General features: G+C 44.6%; 28 protein-coding genes. 6 read left to right on the forward strand and 22 right to left on the reverse strand.

The annotated features are described in order from the left end of the window. The first annotated feature begins 45 nt into the window (after positions 1-45). The 3 genes from malE (at position 46) to malG (ending at position 3747) form a co-directional block, all read left to right on the forward strand. Complete coding sequence (gene malE, locus SJ312_RS14350) at positions 46-1236, forward strand: maltose/maltodextrin ABC transporter substrate-binding protein MalE (RefSeq protein WP_094963196.1); 1191 nt, start codon at positions 46-48, stop codon at positions 1234-1236. A 66-nt stretch (positions 1237-1302) separates the two neighbouring features. After that, the gene (malF, locus tag SJ312_RS14355; protein ID WP_094963197.1) at positions 1303-2841 is read left to right on the forward strand and encodes a maltose ABC transporter permease MalF; all 1539 of its coding nucleotides are present in this window, start codon (positions 1303-1305) and stop codon (positions 2839-2841) included. Between the two features lie 15 nt (positions 2842-2856). Next, positions 2857-3747 (forward strand): maltose ABC transporter permease MalG, encoded by an 891-nt coding sequence (gene malG, locus SJ312_RS14360; protein ID WP_094963198.1) that lies wholly within the window; start codon positions 2857-2859, stop codon positions 3745-3747. Between the two features lie 300 nt (positions 3748-4047). Here malG and arsC read toward each other — a convergent pair whose 3' ends face one another. From arsC to SJ312_RS14385, 5 genes are read right to left on the reverse strand one after another with little or no spacing between them, the layout of a single operon-like run. Continuing rightward, positions 4048-4464 (reverse strand): glutaredoxin-dependent arsenate reductase, encoded by a 417-nt coding sequence (gene arsC / locus SJ312_RS14365; RefSeq protein WP_094963199.1) that lies wholly within the window; start codon positions 4462-4464, stop codon positions 4048-4050. A 10-nt stretch (positions 4465-4474) separates the two neighbouring features. After that, a complete protein-coding gene (locus SJ312_RS14370) occupies positions 4475-5764 on the reverse strand; it encodes an arsenic transporter (RefSeq protein WP_166267946.1) in 1290 nt (429 codons plus the stop codon). Positions 5765-5818: 54 nt separating this feature from the next. Next, positions 5819-7570 (reverse strand): arsenical pump-driving ATPase, encoded by a 1752-nt coding sequence (gene arsA, locus SJ312_RS14375; RefSeq protein ID WP_191901270.1) that lies wholly within the window; start codon positions 7568-7570, stop codon positions 5819-5821. 13 nt (positions 7571-7583) lie between these two features. Next, complete coding sequence (arsD, locus tag SJ312_RS14380; RefSeq protein WP_042847034.1) at positions 7584-7949, reverse strand: arsenite efflux transporter metallochaperone ArsD; 366 nt, start codon at positions 7947-7949, stop codon at positions 7584-7586. Positions 7950-7996: 47 nt separating this feature from the next. Continuing rightward, the gene (locus SJ312_RS14385; RefSeq protein WP_042847035.1) at positions 7997-8332 is read right to left on the reverse strand and encodes a metalloregulator ArsR/SmtB family transcription factor; all 336 of its coding nucleotides are present in this window, start codon (positions 8330-8332) and stop codon (positions 7997-7999) included. 243 nt (positions 8333-8575) lie between these two features. Here SJ312_RS14385 and SJ312_RS14390 point away from each other — a divergent pair, with 243 nt between their 5' ends. Continuing rightward, positions 8576-9154 carry a hypothetical protein gene (locus tag SJ312_RS14390; protein WP_042847036.1) on the forward strand — a complete coding sequence of 193 codons (579 nt, stop codon included), beginning with the start codon at positions 8576-8578 and terminating at the stop codon, positions 9152-9154. 162 nt (positions 9155-9316) lie between these two features. Here the strand turns inward: SJ312_RS14390 and SJ312_RS14395 are convergent, their stop codons facing one another. The 8 genes from SJ312_RS14395 to SJ312_RS14430 all read right to left on the reverse strand — a co-directional run bounded on the left by SJ312_RS14395 (position 9317) and on the right by SJ312_RS14430 (position 14394). Continuing rightward, on the reverse strand, positions 9317-9688 hold the full coding sequence (locus SJ312_RS14395; protein WP_042847037.1) for a hypothetical protein: 372 nt from the start codon (positions 9686-9688) through the stop codon (positions 9317-9319). A 58-nt stretch (positions 9689-9746) separates the two neighbouring features. Beyond that, a complete protein-coding gene (locus SJ312_RS14400) occupies positions 9747-10229 on the reverse strand; it encodes a hypothetical protein (RefSeq protein ID WP_042847038.1) in 483 nt (160 codons plus the stop codon). Between the two features lie 185 nt (positions 10230-10414). Further along, positions 10415-10846, reverse strand: a complete 432-nt coding sequence (locus tag SJ312_RS14405) for a hypothetical protein (protein WP_144138807.1) — start codon at positions 10844-10846, stop codon at positions 10415-10417. A 62-nt stretch (positions 10847-10908) separates the two neighbouring features. Beyond that, entirely contained in the window at positions 10909-11394 is a 486-nt protein-coding gene (locus SJ312_RS14410; protein WP_226617273.1) for a hypothetical protein, read from the reverse strand. 518 nt (positions 11395-11912) lie between these two features. Beyond that, positions 11913-12785, reverse strand: a complete 873-nt coding sequence (locus SJ312_RS14415; protein WP_052219406.1) for a RepB family plasmid replication initiator protein — start codon at positions 12783-12785, stop codon at positions 11913-11915. Positions 12786-13088: 303 nt separating this feature from the next. Further along, positions 13089-13367 (reverse strand): hypothetical protein, encoded by a 279-nt coding sequence (locus SJ312_RS14420; protein WP_162762192.1) that lies wholly within the window; start codon positions 13365-13367, stop codon positions 13089-13091. 23 nt (positions 13368-13390) lie between these two features. Further along, positions 13391-13708: a hypothetical protein gene (locus SJ312_RS14425; RefSeq protein ID WP_042847040.1), complete on the reverse strand. Its 318-nt coding sequence runs from the start codon at positions 13706-13708 to the stop codon at positions 13391-13393. Positions 13709-13827: 119 nt separating this feature from the next. Next, positions 13828-14394, reverse strand: a complete 567-nt coding sequence (locus SJ312_RS14430; protein ID WP_042847041.1) for a hypothetical protein — start codon at positions 14392-14394, stop codon at positions 13828-13830. A 169-nt stretch (positions 14395-14563) separates the two neighbouring features. On the opposite strand from SJ312_RS14430, the gene SJ312_RS14435 reads away from it, so the two are divergent. Beyond that, on the forward strand, positions 14564-14875 hold the full coding sequence (locus SJ312_RS14435; protein ID WP_042847414.1) for a type II toxin-antitoxin system HigB family toxin: 312 nt from the start codon (positions 14564-14566) through the stop codon (positions 14873-14875). Beyond that, positions 14872-15288: a helix-turn-helix domain-containing protein gene (locus SJ312_RS14440; protein ID WP_042847042.1), complete on the forward strand. Its 417-nt coding sequence runs from the start codon at positions 14872-14874 to the stop codon at positions 15286-15288. Before SJ312_RS14435 ends, SJ312_RS14440 begins: the two co-directional genes overlap by 4 nt. Positions 15289-15365: 77 nt before the next feature. On the opposite strand, the gene SJ312_RS14445 is transcribed toward SJ312_RS14440, so the two are convergent. The 9 genes from SJ312_RS14445 to SJ312_RS14485 all read right to left on the reverse strand — a co-directional run bounded on the left by SJ312_RS14445 (position 15366) and on the right by SJ312_RS14485 (position 20320). Next, complete coding sequence (locus SJ312_RS14445) at positions 15366-15674, reverse strand: hypothetical protein (RefSeq protein ID WP_166268285.1); 309 nt, start codon at positions 15672-15674, stop codon at positions 15366-15368. Positions 15675-15698: 24 nt separating this feature from the next. Further along, positions 15699-16034, reverse strand: coding sequence for a hypothetical protein (locus SJ312_RS14450; protein ID WP_166268283.1), 336 nt, complete (start codon positions 16032-16034; stop codon positions 15699-15701). 130 nt (positions 16035-16164) lie between these two features. Further along, positions 16165-16965, reverse strand: coding sequence for a methyltransferase (locus SJ312_RS14455; protein ID WP_042847045.1), 801 nt, complete (start codon positions 16963-16965; stop codon positions 16165-16167). 63 nt (positions 16966-17028) lie between these two features. Then, positions 17029-17475: a hypothetical protein gene (locus SJ312_RS14460; RefSeq protein WP_052219361.1), complete on the reverse strand. Its 447-nt coding sequence runs from the start codon at positions 17473-17475 to the stop codon at positions 17029-17031. Positions 17476-17532: 57 nt separating this feature from the next. Further along, positions 17533-18021: a hypothetical protein gene (locus SJ312_RS14465; RefSeq protein ID WP_042847046.1), complete on the reverse strand. Its 489-nt coding sequence runs from the start codon at positions 18019-18021 to the stop codon at positions 17533-17535. A gap of 123 nt (positions 18022-18144) precedes the next feature. Beyond that, complete coding sequence (locus SJ312_RS14470) at positions 18145-18363, reverse strand: hypothetical protein (protein WP_042847047.1); 219 nt, start codon at positions 18361-18363, stop codon at positions 18145-18147. 98 nt (positions 18364-18461) lie between these two features. Further along, positions 18462-19031 (reverse strand): GDSL-type esterase/lipase family protein, encoded by a 570-nt coding sequence (locus SJ312_RS14475; protein ID WP_072035184.1) that lies wholly within the window; start codon positions 19029-19031, stop codon positions 18462-18464. A gap of 139 nt (positions 19032-19170) precedes the next feature. Beyond that, complete coding sequence (locus SJ312_RS14480; protein ID WP_042847048.1) at positions 19171-19731, reverse strand: hypothetical protein; 561 nt, start codon at positions 19729-19731, stop codon at positions 19171-19173. 166 nt (positions 19732-19897) lie between these two features. After that, the gene (locus SJ312_RS14485) at positions 19898-20320 is read right to left on the reverse strand and encodes a hypothetical protein (protein ID WP_042847049.1); all 423 of its coding nucleotides are present in this window, start codon (positions 20318-20320) and stop codon (positions 19898-19900) included. Positions 20321-20414 lie beyond the last annotated feature (94 nt).

Consider the following 20414-nt stretch of genomic DNA (forward strand, 5'->3'; position numbering starts at 1 on the left):
AACTTAAAACAGTACTGCTCTCTATCACAACTACAGGACGGGAACATGAAAACAAAAACTAGCACTCGCCTACTCGTGCTTTCAACATTAATTACAGCAATATTCTCTACCTCTGCATTAGCAAAAATGGAAGAGGGAAAACTCGTCATCTGGATCAATGGTGACAAAGGCTATAATGGTTTAGCTGAAGTTGGTAAGCAATTTGAAGAAAGTACCGGTATTAAAGTCAGTGTCGAGCACCCTGACAAGTTAGAAGAAAAATTCCCTATGGTGGCAGCAACAGGAGATGGTCCGGATATTATCTTCTGGGCCCATGACCGATTTGGCGGTTATGCACAATCGGGTTTATTAGCTGAAATCACCCCTGACCAAACATTTAAAGACAAAGTGTTTGATTTTGCATGGGATGCAACGGTATTTGACGGAAAACTCATTGCCTATCCTATTGCCGTTGAGTCTTTATCGCTCATCTACAATAAAGACTTAGTCCCTAACCCGCCTAAAACATGGGAAGAAATCCCAGCGCTGGATAAACAACTGCGTGAACAAGGCAAAAGTGCCATCATGTTCAACTTACAAGAACCTTACTTCACATGGCCACTCATTGCCGCTGATGGCGGATACGCATTTAAGTCCGTCAATGGCAAATACGATGTTAAAGATATCGGGGTTAATAATGCAGGGTCGGTTGCAGGGCTCTCATTTATCGTTGATATGGTAAAAAATAAACATATCAGCCCAGACACTGACTACTCCATTTCAGAAGCGGCCTTCAATAAAGGCAATACCGCGATGACCATCAATGGTCCTTGGTCTTGGGGAAATATCGATAAAAGCAATATCAATTATGGCGTCGCTGTTTTACCGACCTTCCACGGACAGCCGTCAAAACCTTTCGTCGGTGTTCTCAGTGCTGGGATCAACGCAGCCAGCCCAAATAAAGAGCTCGCCAAAGAGTTCCTCGAAAATTACCTAATAACAGATGAAGGGTTAGAAAGCGTTAATAAAGATAAGCCACTCGGTGCTGTCGCCTTAAAATCTTACCAAGAGAAACTGGAACAAGACTCACGTATTGCCGCTACCATGCAAAATGCGCGCAATGGTGAAATCATGCCTAACATCCCTCAAATGTCTGCTTTTTGGTATGCCGTTCGTACTGCAACCCTGAATGCGCTTTCTGAGCGCCAAACGGTCACTGATGCATTAAATGATGCGCAAAAACGTATCGTGAAATAATTTGCCTAACGACCCCGTTAAGGTTTAGCGGGGTCATCAAGCATTCCATTGTCGAGGAACAACTTCATGGATGTCGTAAAACGACCTCATTGGTGGCAGAACCATTTGGTCAAATGGTCTCTTGTTAGCCTACTTGGCTTATTATCCTGCTACCTTGTGGTTTTAATGTATGCACAAGGGGAATACCTGTTTGCCATTTTAACCCTAACATTGTGCTCCGTGGGGTTATATATTTATGCTAATCGTAAAACCTATGCATGGCGCTATGTATACCCAGGCTTGGCTGGAATGGCCTTATTTGTGCTTTTCCCATTAGTTGCCACAATCGCCATCGCGTTTACCAACTATAGCAGCACCAACCAACTCACCTTTGAGCGAGCACAAGAAGTCCTATTAGATAGGTCATTTCAAACAGGAAAAGCATTAAATTTCAATTTATATCAACGAGATAACCAATGGCAGCTCGTGCTTAAAGATGGTGAGCAATTATTCAGCTCCGCCCCTTTTTCGTTAGATGGTAAACAACAAATTTCGCTAGAAGAAACGCCAAAAGTGCCAGAAGGTGAACGCGCAACACTGCGAACGGTCACGCAAAACAGGCAAAAACTGGCTGATATCACTGCGGTGATGCCTAATGGTGCTAAATTAGTGATTAGCTCTCTACGCCAATTTTCCAGTACAAACCCGTTATACACCTTAGCGGCAGATGGCTTGCTAACAAATAATAAAACTGGGGTTGTTTATCGACCAAATAATGAAGTTGGTTATTATGAAGCAATTAATAATTTAGGTGAATGGACAGGCGAACGCCTTACTCCTGGCTATACGGTCACCGTTAATTGGGACAACTTCGCTCGCGTATTTACGGATGAAGGTATTCAAAAACCCTTTATTGCGATTTTCCTATGGACCATTGTTTTTTCCGTACTGACCGTCGTTTTAACTGTCGCGGTTGGCATGGTGTTAGCCTGCCTAATTCAATGGGAGCAACTTAAAGGGAAAGCAATCTACAGGCTGCTACTCATTTTACCTTATGCCGTTCCTGCGTTCATTTCCATCTTGATATTCAAAGGGTTATTTAATCAAAGTTTTGGTGAAATCAACATGGTATTGAGCACCTTGTTTGGTATAAAACCAGACTGGTTTAGTGACCCAAATACTGCAAGATTAATGATTATTATCGTCAATACATGGTTGGGCTACCCTTATATGATGATTTTATGCATGGGGTTACTTAAAGCCATACCAGAGGATTTATACGAAGCATCAGCAATGGATGGTGCGGGGCCTTTGCAAAATTTCTTTTACATTACGCTGCCCTTATTACTTAAACCACTAACCCCATTAATGATTGCCAGTTTTGCCTTTAACTTTAATAACTTTGTCCTCATTCAACTACTGACGAATGGTGGTCCAGATCGCATCGGAACAACAACCCCTGCGGGTTATACAGACTTACTGGTAAGCTACACTTATCGGATTGCTTTTGAAGGCGGTGGTGGGCAAGAATTTGGTTTAGCCGCAGCTATTGCCACGTTGATATTCTTAATTGTTGGTGTCTTAGCCATTATTAACCTTAAAGCAACCCGCATGAAATTTGATTAACGGAGAAGCCAAACTATGTCGATGGTACAAGCTAAATCACAGAAATGGCGCATTGCATTTACACATTTATTTTTACTGGTTTTTATCGCTGCCATTATGTTTCCACTTCTAATGGTGGTCGCGATTTCATTACGCCCCGGCAACTTTGCAACAGGGAGTTTAATTCCTGAACATATCTCTTGGGATCACTGGCGTCTGGCTCTTGGCTTTAGCATTGAACATGCTGATGGTAGAGTCACTCCACCGCCTTTTCCCGTTTTATTATGGCTGTGGAACTCCGTAAAGGTGGCAGGTGTTACCGCGATTGGTATCGTCACCCTATCAACCACCTGCGCTTATGCTTTCGCACGCATGAAATTTAAAGGTAAGTCTACAATATTAAAGGGAATGTTAATTTTCCAAATGTTCCCTGCCGTACTCTCTCTTGTGGCTTTATATGCCCTATTTGATCGCCTAGGGCAATACATCCCCATCATTGGTTTGAATACCCACGGTGGCGTTATCTTTGCTTATTTGGGCGGTATTGCTTTACACGTTTGGACGATTAAAGGCTATTTTGAAACTATCGATGGCTCACTGGAAGAAGCCGCCGCTTTAGATGGCGCAACACCGTGGCAAGCCTTTAGATTAGTCTTGCTCCCGTTATCCGTTCCCATTTTAGCCGTCGTGTTTATTTTATCGTTTATTGCTGCGATCACAGAGGTTCCCGTTGCTTCATTATTATTGCGTGATGTTGAAAGCTATACGCTCGCTGTCGGAATGCAACAATATCTCAACCCACAGAACTACTTATGGGGCGACTTCGCGGCTGCCGCGGTACTTTCCGCCATTCCAATCACTGTCGTCTTTTTACTCGCACAACGTTGGCTAGTTAATGGCTTAACCGCAGGTGGGGTTAAAGGATAACAGCACAAAAGCGTTGAAGGCATACAGCTTAAGTGGCCTTCAACATGATAAAAACTGCGATTTTGTTACGATAAGCAAACCGGAGATAGCTATTTTAATAGTGACTCTCCGGTCAATATTTGGCGCTCAGTGATAGCTAATCATTCAACTTAATATCGATGCAATCGCCACTCTTGGCGGAATTTCATCAATGACTCAGAATCACATTTATATAAATGTGATTAACTCAGCTCAGCTTAATTTTTCCGTATAGAAACAAGCATTCAATATAAATCGATTAGCCTATAAACAGTTCCCCGCTTATTTACCTTGCTTATCAATCACAACCTCACCATCTTCTTTGATAAAATCACTTTGTTGCCTATTTGGTAAAATATCTAATACCACTTCAGAAGGCCGGCACAACTTTACGCCTAGTGGAGTGACGACAATCGGCCGATTAATCAGAATCGGGTACTGCAACATAAAATCAATGAGTTGGTCATTTGTATAGTTATCTTGTTCTAAATTTAATTGCTCATATGGTTCAACATTTTTTCGCAGTAATGCCCTTACCGTGATTTTCATATCGGCAATAAGTTTTACTAACACATCCTTAGTCGGCGGCGTGTCAAGATAGTAAATAATCGTTGGCTCAACACCACTATTGCGGATCATTGCAAGGGTATTGCGCGAAGTACCGCAATTGGGGTTATGGTAGATGGTGATATCATTCATTGGGTTACCTTTAATTTAATAGTGAAAGTCGGAGCACTAGCGCAACAAGTGTGACTATGAGCACCGGGATCGTCATGATAATCCCTGTTTTGAAATAATATCCCCATGTAATGGTCATGTTCTTTTGTGATAAAACATGAAGCCACAACAATGTCGCCAAACTCCCTATTGGTGTGATTTTAGGCCCCAAATCGGCACCAATCACATTGGCATAAACCATTGCTTGTTGGATTAACCCCGTCGCGTCACTCCCTTCAATAGATAGCGCACCAATTAATACCGTTGGCATGTTATTCATTATTGAGGATAAAAATGCAGTGATAAATCCCGTACCAATTGTTGCTACCCATAACCCTTTATCCGCAAGGTAATTGAGCGTTTCAGAAAGATAATCGGTTAACCCTGCATTTCTTAAACCATAAACAACCAAATACATACCTAAAGAGAAAATGACGATTTGCCACGGTGCACCACGTAAGACTTTTTTGGTATTAATCGTTTGGCCTCTGGCTGCAATCACCCAAAGAATTAAGGCGCCAATAGCGGCAATCGCACTAACCGGAATCCCCAAAGGCTCTAAAACAAAAAAACCAACCAGTAATAACACCAGTACTAACCAACCCGCTTTAAAGGTAGTCATATCCTTAATGGCTAAAGTCGGTTCACTCAGTTTGGTTACATCATATTGTTTAGGAATATCTTTACGGAAAAACCAATGCAACATCACGAGTGTTGCAACAATTGCTGCAATATCTACTGGCACCATAATCGATGCATATTCAGTAAATCCAATATTAAAGAAATCCGCAGAAACAATATTAACGAGGTTCGAGACAATCAGCGGCAAGCTTGCTGTATCTGCGATAAACCCTGCCGCCATGACAAAGGCTAACGTCGTGCCTTTATTGAAACCAAGCGCAAGTAACATTGCAATCACAATGGGCGTTAATATCAATGCCGCACCATCGTTGGCAAATAAAGCAGCCACCGTTGCACCAAGTAACACAATATAGCTGAATAACAGTCTTCCTTTACCCCCGCCCCACTTGGCAACATGTAATGCCGCCCATTCAAAGAAACCACTTTCATCTAAAAGTAGGCTGATAATAATGACTGCAACAAATGTCGCTGTGGCATTCCACACAATATTCCAAACTATCGGAATATCTTGAAAGCTAATGACGCCAAAAATAAGGGCTAAAACGGCCCCTGCCGTAGCACTCCAGCCAATACCCAGTCCTTTGGGCTGCCAAATAACAAAGGTGATCGTTAAAATAAAAATGAATGCGGCAATAAACATAAAAACCTCATGAAAAGGTGCTTTTCCGCACCTTTTATTTTTAGAAAATAAAACTTATTCTGCGAGCTGACTTAATGCAGATATCCCCACAGGCTCTGTTTCAAGCAAAGGAACAATAGCAACACGTTTTGCCAATGTTGATGTCACCTTTTCAATCTGAGCGACTTCCTGTTCTGCTCTTGAAAGTAACAATGGTGATGTTGTTTCCGTGATAGATAGACTGTTATTGATCACCCACGCCCACGGATGTATATCTGCCCGTATTAAATCATTTTGTAAGTTCTCCGCCTCAAGCACAGGCGTAGTTTCAGCGAGTGTCGTAATAATAACTTTGGTGCGTTCAGGATCTTGTAATTGCATCATCGGTGTTAAATAGTGGCCTTTTTCGCCCATTTTTTTAGCAATTTCTTTATGGTATGCCCCTGTTGCATCTAGAAGTAATAATGTATGTCCAGTCGGCGCAGTATCCATGACGACAAAACGTTTACCCGCGTCTCTAATGATGCGAGAAAATGCCTGAAATACCGCTATTTCTTCTGTGCATGGAGAGCGTAAATCTTCCTCTAGTAATGCACGCCCCTCTTCATCTAAATCTTTCCCTTTGGTTTCTAAGACATAATTACGATAACGCTCAGTTTCAGCGATAGGGTCAATTCGGCTAACTTGAAGATTGGGTAAAACACCATTGAGGGTTGATTCAATATGCGCAGCTGGATCAGATGTGGTCAGATGTACATCAAGCCCTTTTTCTGCCAATTTAACTGCAATTGATGCCGCAATCGTTGTTTTCCCTACACCACCTTTGCCCATTAACATAATCAGCCCATGCTGTTGCTGAGATATTTCGCCAACCAGTTCTGACAAGGTAGGTAAAGAAATAGGTTGTTTTGTCGGAGTAATAGTTGGAATTTGTGGCATCTCATTAGATAACAACTGCTTCAGTGCATCGACACCCACCATATTGATATTTTGTAAATAAAGAATATCGACAGGTAACGAGCGTAGTGCTTCAGGCATAGACTCTAATGCCGCTTGTTCACGAGAGTAGAGCGCATGGGATAACTTATCATTTTCAGTCACCGCCGTTTCAGGGAAAACACCATTGACAATTAATTGCTGATTTCTGATACCCAGAGATGACAACTCGCTATAGGTTCTCGCAACCTCTCTCAATGCCGCTGATTGAGGTCGTGCAACTAATACTAACCTTGTTAGTGATTTATCACTCAACGCTTCCACCGCCATGCTGTACTGTTCACGTTGTTTATCAAGACCAGACATTGGCCCTAAACATGACGCACCATCAGGATTATCAGTAATAAAATCACTCCATGCACTCGGGAGTTGTAATAAACGGATGGTATGCCCCGTTGGTGCGGTATCAAAAATGATATAGTCAAATTGCTTTGTAATTTCGGTATTGGTTAACAACCCAGTAAATTCATCGAAAGCTGCAATCTCTGTGGTACAGGCACCTGATAGCTGTTCCGTAATACTTTGAATTACCGCTTCAGGTAAACTTTCTTTGATTGGATTAATAATTTTGTTTCGATATTCTTCAGCGGCAGCTTGAGGGTCTATTTCAATAGCAAATAAATTTGGAACCCATGTTATTGGCTTAATATTGTTGCCTATCGATTGAGAGAATACTTGCCCAACGTTAGAAGCTGGATCAGTGCTCACCAGTAAGACTTTTTTCCCTTTTTCAGCCAACTTAATTGCGGTCGCACAAGAAATAGAAGTTTTACCCACACCACCTTTTCCAGTAAAAAATAAATAATTAGGTGTGTTATCTAAAAATTTCATTTTATTGCTCCTGTTAACAACACGTTTTACCATTACCACAACACGATTTAACAATTTCGGCTTTTTCAATATTCGGCCGAATACCAAACCATCTTGCTAGCTCATGTCGTTTTGGGTATCGACCAGTCAGCACAATCTCACCATCAAGAATCAATAGTGGAAGTGACTCGGCGCCTGCGGTTTCCAAAAATGTTTTTGCTTTTGTGTTGTTAACGAACTCCATAGGCTCTTGCGCTAAATTAAAACGCCTTATACTTGCCCCTTGTTTTTTTAACCAATCCACATCTGTTGCGAAGTCTACCAATGCTTGATCGACTTCGGTTCCGCAAACACCAGTGCTACAGCATAATGCGGGATCAAATACTTCTAATTTTTTCATATCTCAACCTTATATATGTTTTTTCGAATATGTTAACTTAAAAATTTTTATATAGAACAGCTACTCGCAGGTTCTTTTGTCTCTAAGCTTTTGAGTAAATCTGCAACTCTATTTTTCTCTGTGGCATAGGTGACATCAATGATACTTTTCACCCACGGTAGTAATGCTGGAGATAATCGATAATGAACCCATTTACCATGTTTTGAATCGAGCAAAAGACCCGACTCTCTAAGCATTGCTAGATGTCGAGAAGTCTTTGGTTGCGATAAATTCAAGGCCGTATAGATGTCGCAAACACACAGTTCACCAGATGCTTTTAGCAGTAGCACGATATCCAGTCTGGTTTGGTCGGCTAAAATTTTAAACAGCAGTAGTGGTTCCATACTTTCTCCTATATTTAATGTGTGTAAGATATACCAAGGAAATACATTCGTCAAAACATATATATTGGCCTATGAATTATCTAAACGAACGCTATCTTTATTTATTGATAATTCCTTACTGAGGAAATTAGAACCTTTAATTTTTCAATGTAATAGTATCAAGTGTTAATACTGTCGTATAACACACTATCTGTAGCCCTTGATATTACAGGGCTAGGAGCAAACTTTGGACTTTTCGATGAAATGGGCACACAACCCCTGCTTGCCGTTAATTTGTTTAAGCAATCACAGCATTTTCGCGAAAAACAAAAGATCGAGGATGCAATTCATTACGGCCTAATGGCCTGTAATTCATTCACAGAATCCAGCGAATACTGGCTCGCTTTAGCCGGTTTATATCAACAATCGAAAAATAGACTTCTGAGTATCAAAGCCGCCTTAAATTCTTATGTGTCGAACTGGGGATTCGGAGTACCGCATGACAAAGTGCTTTATTTTTTGAAGCAAGGCATGGATTTTTCAGAGCTCAGCTCAGATCCTGTTATTCAAAAAGTCACTAGTGGTGGGCTTGACTTAAATTTCGGCGGCACAAAAACCAATCATAACTACCCGATGATGAAAGAATGCATCGACGCATATTTCTCTCTTAACCAGCCAGTCACTGCCCTAAAGTTATATCAGAATTATGCGTTCTCCATGTACACAGAGACAAGTGCATTTCAAGAACGCTATGATTTTCGAATTGAGGAATGGAAGTCTGACTTTAAAGCTTTATGCCTGAAATATCTGAATGACTCCAGATCTGAAGTTACATTAAAGTGATGTATGGCTAGAAACAAAAATGCCGCATGATTAGTGCGGCATTTTGCTGGTGGCTTAATCTACCCCGCTCTGGGGGAACCCCTCGCGCGGCGCGTCCCCTCAGACACGCTCGCTACTTCAGTTGCCATCAGCATATCACACCGATCGCCGATCGCAGATTTTTTATACCTTTTCTTTCTGCTTCAGCTTTTCGTACAGAGCCATATGCCACTGGTAAGAGTCCGTTCCAACATGCTCGATGATCTCGTGGCATTTCAGTTTATTCATTCTGCCGAACTGGGTCGGTATGCCCATTTCTAACAACACGCATTCTGTCGCATAATGCTTAGCTTGCTTCGTGTCTTCAGTGTTGACAGTTGGCAGCATACAGCAAGTCAAAAAGACCGACAAAGCCAAAAGAAAAACAAAAAACGTCGGGACCAACAAAAAACCCAGCCTATCCCTATTCCAGAAGTAAACAAAAAACACAGCACTGGCAACTGTAATACCCAACGAAATCAAGCTCGGTAATTCTACCGATTCAGCCATAATCATCCGCAAACTCCTTCGGATTTCACGTAGCGCGATCGAAAGTGACCACTTTACGATGCATTCACTCGGTTTCTTCTGGGATCACTGCGAGCGGCAGATCACTGTGAACAACCTGCCAGCATTTAGCGAACTTCAACCGCAGCACTCTCTCTTGACAAACCAAGACGGTGTCTTCGCTGTCACGTAACGCCACCAGTTTTTTACCCGCCTGCATAGGCGTAAACCTGCCCGACACACCCGATAAAACATGTTTACTGCCTGCCAGATGAATAACGGTGTTATTGCCATCAAAGGCACGGATCAGTGAATAGCGATATGGCCCTTCAAAATAAACCGGCTGTACCAGTTGCTGCTGCTCCCCTTCGACCAGAGAATTAACAAAAAACCGGTCCAAATTCATGCGTAATTTTTTTACGCCGGTCGGATCCTGATTTGCCACTGAAGATGGCACCACAAAATTCACCGATTGCATTTCTGCCGAAACAACCTGAGCGGAAACGGCCATTGCCACTACAGATACGATTACCCTGATCATGATTTTCATATGCTCAACTCGTTTGTAAAACCCTTACGGGTGGCGGTCGCCGTGCCGGTTACCCCAACAATGGATAATTATCCTGGTATACCGACTACCTTCAATTTATGGGCTTTTAGGTTTCCTCCCTGTCAGCCCGTGGAAACGTCATCCTGATTATCGTCTGTAAATTTGTGATAATCAGGGCTGTGACTTTACAGCGGTGTTTCTTCATTTTTCGGCACAAACAGCACACATGAACCGTTGCCTGATTGCACCACCTCCGGCGAGCAAGCGTATGTTTCCTTTGTAGAGGCGAAGACAGTGAATGCCCAGCCACCAGGAGGCATGTTGCCTTTTCCAGGACTGAGCCAATCCACCTGCCCTTTCAGTTCGTATCGGCTTCCGTCGTAAATAACGACGGTGTGCAGCGACTGGTCAACGGAAGTCACTTCCTCAACCAGGAATAATTCGACCGGGCCATCATGGACGTGATGTTTGATTTCAGAATACGGCCGAGTTTCCACAGGGCTTGCACCGATCTGATTAATGCGAGAGTCCTGTTGCTGATCGGATGTATCGACTGAGGCATGGAGCTCTGCTGTCAACATGAGCATACCAGCCAGAAGCAGGAATGGCTTTTTCAACACTTACCCCCTTTTATCGCTCCCCCACGGAGCACAAACAGAAAGTTTGCCCCTCAGCAAACTCACTGTTTTTTGATACTGACCGACTGACGCATGATTGCCAACACATCACTGGCTGACATTTTCCAAGCTTCAGCTTGACGTCGCAGTACAAAAGCGCCCAACTCTATTCGCCGAGCATGATCTAACATGAATGTCATTGTATTCCCGGCTTCAGAGATCGTCATGCCGCAACCCACTGACCCATTGTTATTTACCACAAAGCCTTTGTTTTTGTTCGCGCCGTGGAACTTAGCACGCATTTCTTTTTCAAGCCCGAATAAAGCGCCGCAAAATGCGGTCAATTCATACCGGGACAGTTGTATCGTGATTTTCTGATCCCAGAGCACATCGCGCCCTTCCAATGTCATGGGTGCCATCGAGATATTCAGCGTCAGAAAACCTTCTTTTCCTTCGGACTGCACGTATTGAACATCCAATGCCGTCCGCTTTTTTTCATCGCGCTGGCGATCAGAGTACAGCTTCAGCTGTTCACCAAATTGATTCATAATTCCTCCTGATACCATAGTATCCCCAGCCAAGCCCGTGACGAAATTTTCGCCACCAGGTCAAAAGGTGAGATTGAACGGGTAGTTTTATTGTTTTATTGCATTCAGACCATGCCCCGAATCTCACCAAAGTGAGTTTGAGCGGGAAATATATACTTAGTTTCGGTGAGTTTGAACGGGAAATATAGTCTTGTTGATCAAGGCCTGACGAAAAAGGTGTGATTGGATGGGATGGCAAGGGAATAATGTTGATTTTTTACCCTGTTTTATGTCCCTACAGCCCGCTTCTTGTCTAAAACTCCTGAGTTTGTTCTCTTTTTAACCGATCAGTTCCCGCTATAACACACTTTATCGCTAGGTTACCCGCTACGACTCACTTTGGACAGGACGCATACCCACCACAACTCACCTTTCTCAAGCTTACTCCTATCAGAATTACCCGTTCAAACTCACTCTTTCATTCGTTTTGTTTACCAAATAAAAAACCCGCCTTTCGACGGGTTTCCGATATGACTCGCTTAATCCAACGTCGGGTTTCGGTTGTGAACATGCACGACCGAGTCCCGTCCAGCCTTGATGACCTCGTATTGCAAATAGCCAATACTATTCAGTTCGTTGAGAGCGTCGGTGATTTTACGGTTTTGGTCTGCGACCCTACCATTCATCATCAAGCGTTCACGAAGCCTCGACATTTGGATTGGCGCAGGCTGTCGTGGCAACGCTTCGAAATAAGTATACAGCGCCTGGGCTGTCTCATTTCTCGGCAGTGCCATTAGCGGCTTGCGTCGTAACAAACTTAAGTGGTCATTGCTGTAGAGCTCCCAAAGGCGCTCATCTGCTTCCAGTACAACCAGATCATCGACAACATCAAATTCTGCCTTCAACAGCAAGCCTGTTACCAAAAACTTCTTGGTACCTGGCGTTGTGAATGTGATGGTCTTTGCCCTGATTCGAGTTAACGAGTCGGCTATCTCCTTACGCAATTTCGAATCTAGCCGCTTCGATGGATACCCGCAGAACTGCGAGAACTCGCTGAATTTAACCTTGATCTTATTTCCATGCAGAGCATCAGGACATGCGCTAAACGCATGGATAATCCCCAACCAGCAACGAAAATCAATGAAATAGTTAAGCTGTGGACCGGTGATCACCACGTTGGTGTAGCCTTCACTACGGGCATACTCCAGGTAGCTGAGCGATTCGCTCGCGTCCAACGGCTTACCAACCTTTCCTTTCGATCGGATATTCGGTGTAAACACGCCAAGCCGCAATAACGAGACGGGTTGAACACTCGAACTGTTTGTTATTGTGAGTTTCCTGTGTGACGAATTTTCGTCAGCAGGTATCGCATCCTTGAATAACAGGATGTTATTACTACAATTTTGTTGCATCAAACCATAACCCCTCATGGTTGTGAATAAAAACTCGGCTTTCCCCTTTCAGACTCACCGAGTTTCCCACTGTACCACACCCAAATCCCATCCAAACTCACTTTCTTCCCTTTCAAACTCACTTTCCTCCCTTTCAAACTCACCTCAATCCTCTGTAGGCCACGCCACCAGCGGCCTGCGAGCGACAGGGATCTTTTAGGATCTGTTAGGAACTAATTAGGTTAATTATTAGGATCTAGCTTGTTGAAAAGTTGATAAGTGAAAACCAGCGCCCAACACAGGTACTGGTTTTTGTTTGGGTGGCTATTCTGCCCAATGGGCTTTGAGTTGTCTGTTAGCTTCATCTAACGCAGCTGAAGCTGAGGGCATGATGCGGTTATCGAAAACCCAGGGCGCATCTTTCCAGTTGCCTTGCTGCCGAATATAGCCCAGTCTTATCGCTTGCATGAATGTCATCGGCTTTGGGCTAATAGGATTCACCACCAGCCCCTTGGCGCGATTGACACGCACTTTCAGGTAAGCCAGCACACGCTCAGCCTGCGCTTCTTTTTGCCCTGACAAGTCCCAGATACTGCGTCTCAAATGCTTAATGGCTTCTTCACTGGTCACGCGTAATCCCTCGTAGAGTTCAGTACACTGATGCTTGGCAAATCGCACTGAAATTCAGTGTCATCGGCACGGTCTATCCAAGTTATACACGCTCCAGATCGCCATACCGCCAGAACGGGGTCGCTCATGCAGTTTTCAACACTCTCATCCGAGTCATCAAAGTCGTCGAACGTCGCTTCGCTATAGATGACAACATGGAGGAATTGCGGGTTTCTTTCCAATACAGCAAAAGCGTCGATCAGCGCGGATTTGTCAAATTTCAGCGTTACGTTCAAACAGCGAATATTATCTTGGAGTTTAAGTTCAGTCAGCATTGGTTACCCTTTCATGCCCTGAGGCTCTCTCATGGCGATCCTCAGCAGTTTTACGATGTTTTGTGCGAAATGATGCGATGAGTACCACATCGCATCGTAGAAAGCGTTACAGCGCTATTTCATTGCAGGCTCTTTTCGACCCAACGATATTCTTTGGATTGGAAATTATCCTGCAAGCAGATCGTGCATTTTCCGTTGCGGCACTCTGCGTAAACACTCCAGTGGAATGCGGGTGTATCACAGCTGCCGGAAACTGATTTAACAAAGCCACCGAGCTCATGCTTTTTTGCAATGGTAAGTTTGGACGTGGCGATAGCTGAGCGGAGCTCAAACGCATCAAACTCCACGGTAATTGACCCAGCTGGGAGCGTCACTTCGTTACAGACGGAGTACAGTTCGCGAGGTACGGTAAAGCAGGTATTAGCCAGCGCATATTGCTCAGCTGTTAGGTTTCGTGGCGACTCCACTGCACAGAGCAGCGTATCCCATGTAATGCCGATGTTTGCATCATGAGTTCGATCCACCAGCTGAAGCGCCTTGTGTGCCTCATATTCAGAAATGGGTTCCATCTCATTGTCAGACAAAACTTGGTGGATGTCTTCAGTATCCCACAGCTTGGAAAGCACAACATCGTATTGATTTTTTGTGGACAGGTGCGCGATTAACTCTTTGACTGTGCAGTACATAAGAAACCTCTTTTATTGATATTGTTTGTTTTGTTTACCTCTTTATTGAAGCATGACCTCAACCGCTGACGAAGAATAGATAGCAGAATAATTAATTTATTAGTTGCCATATTGGCAACCAATAGTTTAGATGCTACAATGTTGACAAATAGGAAACATGAGAGATGCAATGCACGTAATATCAAGAGAACCTTTTGACCAGGCATCCAAGCGATTTCCAAACAGTGCTCAGGCGCTATCTGACATATATCGAACACTCAAGCGCGACAGTTATCAAACGCCTGATGAGCTTAAAAAGGTTTTCCCCAGCCTTGATCGGATGAAGTATAGAGAGAAATGGTGGGTCATCGACATCAGTGGCAATTCATTAAGAATGATGTTTTTTGCCGACTTTGACCGGGGGAAAATATTCGTGAAACATATAACAACCCACGCTGAATACGATAGGTTGACTGATCACTACCGGAGAACAAAAGCATGATGTTTCAAGATGCAGTAAACGCAGCACAAAACCTGATAAGCATTGTGCCGTTATTGGGAAACAGCCATTCTCGCGAAGACTATGAAAAAGCCGTTCAACTGGTTGAGCACCTTGTCGAAAATGACCCAGACAACCCGCTTATCGACTTGATTTGCGCGAAGATTGATGCGTATGAAAAAACAGCGCCCGAATTTGCTGAATTTAACGAGCGCTTAGCAAAAAGCAATGGCGGTGTAGCAGCATTGAGAACGCTGATGGATCAATACCACCTTAATACGACAGACTTTCAAGATGAGCTCGGTTCGCGCTCATACGTTAGCCGCATCCTCAACGGTGAACGAGGATTAACACTGGAGCACATTAAAAAACTGTCTGCGCGTTTTAATATCCCTGCCTCCATTTTCATAGACTAAACGGTTACAATCGAGTTCCTACACTAACAAAAAACCCGCTTTTTATGCGGGTTTCTTTTTTGATTCAGTGGACAATCTTACCGAATTAGCTGCCGGTTGTGCAGAACAGTACAGGTCGCACCAAGACCCGCATGCAGCACGAAAGCTATCAACACAAATCCCCCTGAAGCTGGGATATGAAACGAGTCTAGGAAAGCCGTTGTCACCGTCAACATCAAACCAAAAAGGCCTATGTATTTAACCGCCAACGAGAGACACACAACCACTGGACTTCGCAGCCCTGGCAATTTGTGTGTTTCGTGATACTGGTACTTTGCATACAATCCACACAGCACCAGCAAGGACAATGTCATCAACGTTAAAGTGCCGATCAGTAGTGCCAGCATGACAACCCCCTTAACCCCAACTTGTCAGCCAATATGGCAAACGCTTTTCCACAGCTTTCGCGCTTCACCACTCACGTCGAATGAGTAGCTCTCACCCAACTCGTTATCATCGAACTTGCACACCAGGCCATACGGCGTAATGAGCATGTGCGCACCCGATACGCTGATCCCAAACAACCGGATGCTGATATGTACGGGAACAGACATCACCCCTTTACCCCTCTGGCGATATCGCTCTAACGCCGAACTGAACATGCCGCGATTAATCAGCACCTCCAGCAAGTGTTCGTTAACCCAACTACCCTGGCCGCCAAAGACGGTTGAATTCGGATTTACGCTGATAATGTTTCGTGGCTTCATCTATCCCCCCAGCGCTCTTTTCAGCGCCTCACTTTGGATGGCGTTCCCCCCCGGTATCGGGAAGTTCCAGTATCACTCAGCAGATATCGCTGACGAAAAAACCGCCCGAAGGCGGCTTTGACATTGGCTGTTAGAGGTCAATTTCCAGTAGAACAGTTTTGACCATCGTGCCGGACTCTTTGAAAGCTTTGTCTTCCAGTTCAGTGAATGAGCCCCCGAGCAGTTTCACACGCTCACGGAAGGCCTTGGTCAAGGCATCTTCACGGAACAGCACGCCCGCAGACAAAATGCCCCGCAGGCGACCACCTTGCGTATACACCCCACCTGAAAGCAGCAGATCCAACGCTCGGTTTGTATGCTTAATGTCGGCCTTATTTTTGAAAGGCGGGTTCATGATGATGACATCGAATTTCTCGTCCATTTCATGGCTGAGAAAATCAGCATTGACCAGTTCAAGGCTTGTGCCCGTAAATTCAGGGTTTACCAGCGACGTAATTTCAGGGTCGCTGTTCAGTTGCTGAACGCGCTTTTCATCCAGCTCAACAGCCACGATATTGAGGTTTTTTGCCGCTTTAGCCACAGCTTTGACAATACGCCCATCACCGCAGGACGGCTCCAGCACTCGATCCCCGTCCTGAATATTGGCACTGGTAACCATCGTATTGATGATTTTTTCCGGCGTTGGAAAAAAGTTGAAGTCGTCTTTTGGCACCACAACCGATCCAGACAGGATAATGTCGTCGATACGCCCTTCCGCACTGCCATCAAAAATATGGGCTTTCTCTTTGCGGTTCCACTTCCCACCAGCGGCTTCAAGCACCTTGTTGGTGTTGGTGTACAGGCGACGATCCAGCTGGCCTTCCAGGAAGAGTTTGTTGCCCTCCACACGCGCTTCAGACAGAACTGCGAGGACGTCATTTGATACTTGCATTTCTTACCCCAATTTATTGATATTGAATTAGCCACCAGCCCCACGCTGACGGCTTAAATTGCTTTACCCGATCACTACGACGGATTGATAGCTTTCAGCAGCCAGTACGTCGTCTTCATCGTTGTCCTGCCAGAACATGGCTGGTAGACGATCAACTTCAAGATGGCTTGGCATCCATCCCAGAGTGCGTGCAACCCAGAAACTTCGGGTATGCCCAGCATTATCGACAACGGATACCCGTTCGCCTTCATAGCCCACCAGCTGAGGACTCAGGTTCCCAGTGCATTGCAAACCGGTGCGCTTCGCGTACTGATGGCCTTTTTCCATCATTGCCATACACTCGGTGTAATGCTCGAAAGAGCCTGCTTTGCTCTTCGGTTCGACAACCCCCATCCACTGAGCCACGGCTTTTGCACGCTTCGCCAGCAGGGCTATCCCGACCTTGAAAACACCACGGTCTTGAGTGAAAACGTATTGCTGTTTTAGCTTGTCGATTTTCAGCTGGTTCATAACGGGTTTCCTCGTTGCGATAATGTTCGGCCTGCGATCAGACCGAACGATTAGGTGTCAGACTACGTACTGTACGTTTAACTCTTGATGAAGCTGCTTTAGGACTGTTTCCCCACTCAATTCCAGCGATTCCATTTTTCCACCGATATAGGCAGCGCCAGTCACTTCAGTGTGGAAAAACGCGCCACGATAAATGATGCTATTCATGACAATGGAGATAACCCCCACGCTGCGAAGCTCATACAACAGCTCTTCTGCCGTCCATTCCATCGCATTGATCCAACCACGCAAATCCTCCAATGCCCCTTCATCTGGCGTAGGAGCCGCAAGCAGTTCATCCAGCTGCTGCACAAACTCATGGTCTGGCTTAAACGCTCTAAGAAAGCTACCAATCGCTTCTTTTCCACTTAGTCGATTAAAACCGAATGAGACACTGCGATTAGATGAATGGAAAAACTCCAACCCTTCTTTGGGCAAGGATCCAATGGGCGCATCTGCACTAAACGTGACGATAAAACTTTGGATAAATTCTTGCTTATCTGACATGTGAATCCTCTTTTCTTATTGGTATCGTTGTTTTGTTTACTTAACCAGTAAAACATGACCTAAGCCGCTGACGAATAATAGAAAAGAGATTATTTTGAGAAACAATATCGAGTAGTGAAAATGTTATTTCCGGAAGGACTCCACAGCTATTTTCCCGTGGTAATGATGAAGCGCGCGAACGCTTTCCTTGTGGTCGTCATCACCCGCCTTGCCCGATTGGCTGTATCGCTTAGTTGTCTGGTATCGCTCAACCAAAGCCATATACTCCGGATCATTTGCCCGGTCATAACGGACAGCAAAGCGACGGCTGACCCCAAACTTGTTTCTACGGTTGGCACCCATGAATCTTCCTTTTAAACCCGAGTTGGTTCGATAGGAAGATCATCCCACAGGTTCAGCGCTGACAAAGAGGTTCAAAATAAAATACATTCCCCCTGTTTTTACTGGTTGAACAGCCTCCCAATTATCAAATCACTACCTTTGCTCGTGTAATGTATCCCGTCATGGGTTCGTACCTGCACATCGTTCACGGTAAGGTTAAACTGACGCCCAATAGCGACCTCGGGGTCGAAAAAAGCGATCTGTGTTTCATCCACCGCCTGACGGATTGCTTGTCTGGTATTTACCAAGGCGGCTTCGGTGGCAGGATTCTTCATTGCAGGTGGCAATATCCAGATAATCGATGCACCGGGGTTGCTCTGCTGGATTTGCTGGATAAACTGTGTTGCCTTCTGCTGGTAGTTCGTGACTTGGTTTGCACCGATGCCGTCATTAGCCCCCAGAGAGATAACCACGGTCTCATAGTCCTGAAAACTCATTGTCTGAACATAATCGTTCCACTTTACCGAACTGCGGTCGGTAAGCCCTGTGCTCTCCTTATAAAGGCCGTCTACTGGGATGTGCTTCTTTGCGCTCGTCGCGAGGGTATAGGTTAAGCTATCACCGATAAACAGTGGCTTAGCCAATGATATTGCAGGCAGGAACAGGGTAAGAAATAAGGCAGTTTTCATAACTATTTCCAGGTCGATACACTGCCGATGATTTTAAAAAAGATACTTTTTTAATCCACGTTAAAGGCCGACGCTTTGCGGACAAAAAAGCCCACACCATCTGGTGCAGGCTTGGAGTCGAACTTTTTAGCACGCCTCATCAGGCCATTGCGGTTTCGGCCAGAGACAAAGCTTGTTCTTGAGTTTTAGCGATCCCCAACCACAAGATCCTTGCTGAAGGAAAGTCGAAGCGCAGGATGTTCAAAGCGCGCTGTTCATCCTCAGCAAACACGGGCTTGTATGCCGCGACACAGCGCTCATACTCAGCACCTTTTCGTAGCTGAGGAATTGCATAAACGATGAAGCAACGGTCTTCTGGCTCACCATATTCCGGTCCTGCTATTGATACAGCGTAATCGAACGCAAATTTTTTCACGTCATAGAAACTACCACTTTCTTCATGTGACATCGTGTATTCAATTTTTGTCCCAGCATTAGCACGTTTTTTCATGTGCTCAGTTTGCTGAGCATTGTTCCAGCGGTGCAATTGCATACGGCTGGCTTCTTTGCCCTTCAGGACAGCCTTGGCGTTTGGCTTGTAGCCTTGCGCGATCAACGCGTCAATCCACTCGCGGACAGTCACTACTGAACCGTTGAAACGGATTGCTGAAGCTAAATGGTTTTCAGCACGTTTTTCGTTTGCATTGACTAATGGGGTCATCGTAACTTCCTCGGTTTATTCATTTTGTTGACCCAATCATTCAAGCATGAGATTGACCGCTGACGAAGTGATTACACGCTGATTTTTATCATAAAAAATGCCCATCGAGGGTGATGGGCATTAAGGGGTATCGTGGGTTTGGGAAGCCCACTTCATTGATCAGACGCTAAGCATGTGTGGCAGCGTCGAACTCGGGTGAAAACACTGGGTTAACGCGAATGACTGTAGCCATTTCGACTTTCAGATTTACCTCCACATATTCCCCGTGCTTTAGAAACTGAACTTTCTGGTCGATACGACGCATTCCAATGCCGTTAGATTGAGCCTGAACCCACCAATCAAAGTCGGGCGGGATTGTCAGAGTTAATCCGTGCCATTGGGTCATAAACACGTTACCCATTGGCTTATACGTTTTCTGAGGCTTGCACCAGAATGGAAACATCAGCTGAACTAATGCACCATTGCGTGGGTCTACAAACTCCAGGAAAACACCAAAAGGTGACTCTCCTAAGACCTTTTTAAAATCCATCCACGCAGCGTGACAGAAGGTATTATCTCTCAATACTTTAACCATTTTCACGTCGTTCATTTCATTCAGCCTTGTTGGTTTCTATGTAATTAGTAAACCATGACCTCAGCCGCTGACGAATAGCGTAAACTATATTATTTTGAATTATTTCTTT

The organism is Providencia sp. CIM-Carb-044 (genome assembly GCF_033901115.1).
Taxonomy (GTDB): Bacteria; Pseudomonadota; Gammaproteobacteria; order Enterobacterales; family Enterobacteriaceae; genus Providencia; species Providencia hangzhouensis.

Coding starts and splice junctions, on each gene's coding strand:
- SJ312_RS14425 (WP_042847040.1), bottom strand. CDS start 13,708: ATGCTGACTGAACTTAAACTCCAAGATAATATTCGCTGTTTGAACGTA.
- SJ312_RS14435 (WP_042847414.1), top strand. CDS start 14,564: ATGCACGTAATATCAAGAGAACCTTTTGACCAGGCATCCAAGCGATTT.
- malG (WP_094963198.1), top strand. CDS start 2,857: ATGTCGATGGTACAAGCTAAATCACAGAAATGGCGCATTGCATTTACA.
- SJ312_RS14445 (WP_166268285.1), bottom strand. CDS start 15,674: ATGCTGGCACTACTGATCGGCACTTTAACGTTGATGACATTGTCCTTG.
- SJ312_RS14460 (WP_052219361.1), bottom strand. CDS start 17,475: ATGAACCAGCTGAAAATCGACAAGCTAAAACAGCAATACGTTTTCACT.
- SJ312_RS14455 (WP_042847045.1), bottom strand. CDS start 16,965: ATGCAAGTATCAAATGACGTCCTCGCAGTTCTGTCTGAAGCGCGTGTG.
- SJ312_RS14470 (WP_042847047.1), bottom strand. CDS start 18,363: ATGGGTGCCAACCGTAGAAACAAGTTTGGGGTCAGCCGTCGCTTTGCT.
- malE (WP_094963196.1), top strand. CDS start 46: ATGAAAACAAAAACTAGCACTCGCCTACTCGTGCTTTCAACATTAATT.
- SJ312_RS14465 (WP_042847046.1), bottom strand. CDS start 18,021: ATGTCAGATAAGCAAGAATTTATCCAAAGTTTTATCGTCACGTTTAGT.
- SJ312_RS14480 (WP_042847048.1), bottom strand. CDS start 19,731: ATGACCCCATTAGTCAATGCAAACGAAAAACGTGCTGAAAACCATTTA.
- malF (WP_094963197.1), top strand. CDS start 1,303: ATGGATGTCGTAAAACGACCTCATTGGTGGCAGAACCATTTGGTCAAA.
- arsD (WP_042847034.1), bottom strand. CDS start 7,949: ATGAAAAAATTAGAAGTATTTGATCCCGCATTATGCTGTAGCACTGGT.
- SJ312_RS14390 (WP_042847036.1), top strand. CDS start 8,576: ATGGGCACACAACCCCTGCTTGCCGTTAATTTGTTTAAGCAATCACAG.
- SJ312_RS14430 (WP_042847041.1), bottom strand. CDS start 14,394: ATGTACTGCACAGTCAAAGAGTTAATCGCGCACCTGTCCACAAAAAAT.
- SJ312_RS14400 (WP_042847038.1), bottom strand. CDS start 10,229: ATGAAAATCATGATCAGGGTAATCGTATCTGTAGTGGCAATGGCCGTT.
- SJ312_RS14370 (WP_166267946.1), bottom strand. CDS start 5,764: ATGTTTATTGCCGCATTCATTTTTATTTTAACGATCACCTTTGTTATT.
- SJ312_RS14410 (WP_226617273.1), bottom strand. CDS start 11,394: ATGAATCAATTTGGTGAACAGCTGAAGCTGTACTCTGATCGCCAGCGC.
- SJ312_RS14450 (WP_166268283.1), bottom strand. CDS start 16,034: ATGAAGCCACGAAACATTATCAGCGTAAATCCGAATTCAACCGTCTTT.
- SJ312_RS14485 (WP_042847049.1), bottom strand. CDS start 20,320: ATGAACGACGTGAAAATGGTTAAAGTATTGAGAGATAATACCTTCTGT.
- arsA (WP_191901270.1), bottom strand. CDS start 7,570: ATGAAATTTTTAGATAACACACCTAATTATTTATTTTTTACTGGAAAA.
- SJ312_RS14415 (WP_052219406.1), bottom strand. CDS start 12,785: ATGCAACAAAATTGTAGTAATAACATCCTGTTATTCAAGGATGCGATA.
- SJ312_RS14385 (WP_042847035.1), bottom strand. CDS start 8,332: ATGGAACCACTACTGCTGTTTAAAATTTTAGCCGACCAAACCAGACTG.
- SJ312_RS14395 (WP_042847037.1), bottom strand. CDS start 9,688: ATGATTATGGCTGAATCGGTAGAATTACCGAGCTTGATTTCGTTGGGT.
- arsC (WP_094963199.1), bottom strand. CDS start 4,464: ATGAATGATATCACCATCTACCATAACCCCAATTGCGGTACTTCGCGC.
- SJ312_RS14440 (WP_042847042.1), top strand. CDS start 14,872: ATGATGTTTCAAGATGCAGTAAACGCAGCACAAAACCTGATAAGCATT.
- SJ312_RS14475 (WP_072035184.1), bottom strand. CDS start 19,031: ATGAAAACTGCCTTATTTCTTACCCTGTTCCTGCCTGCAATATCATTG.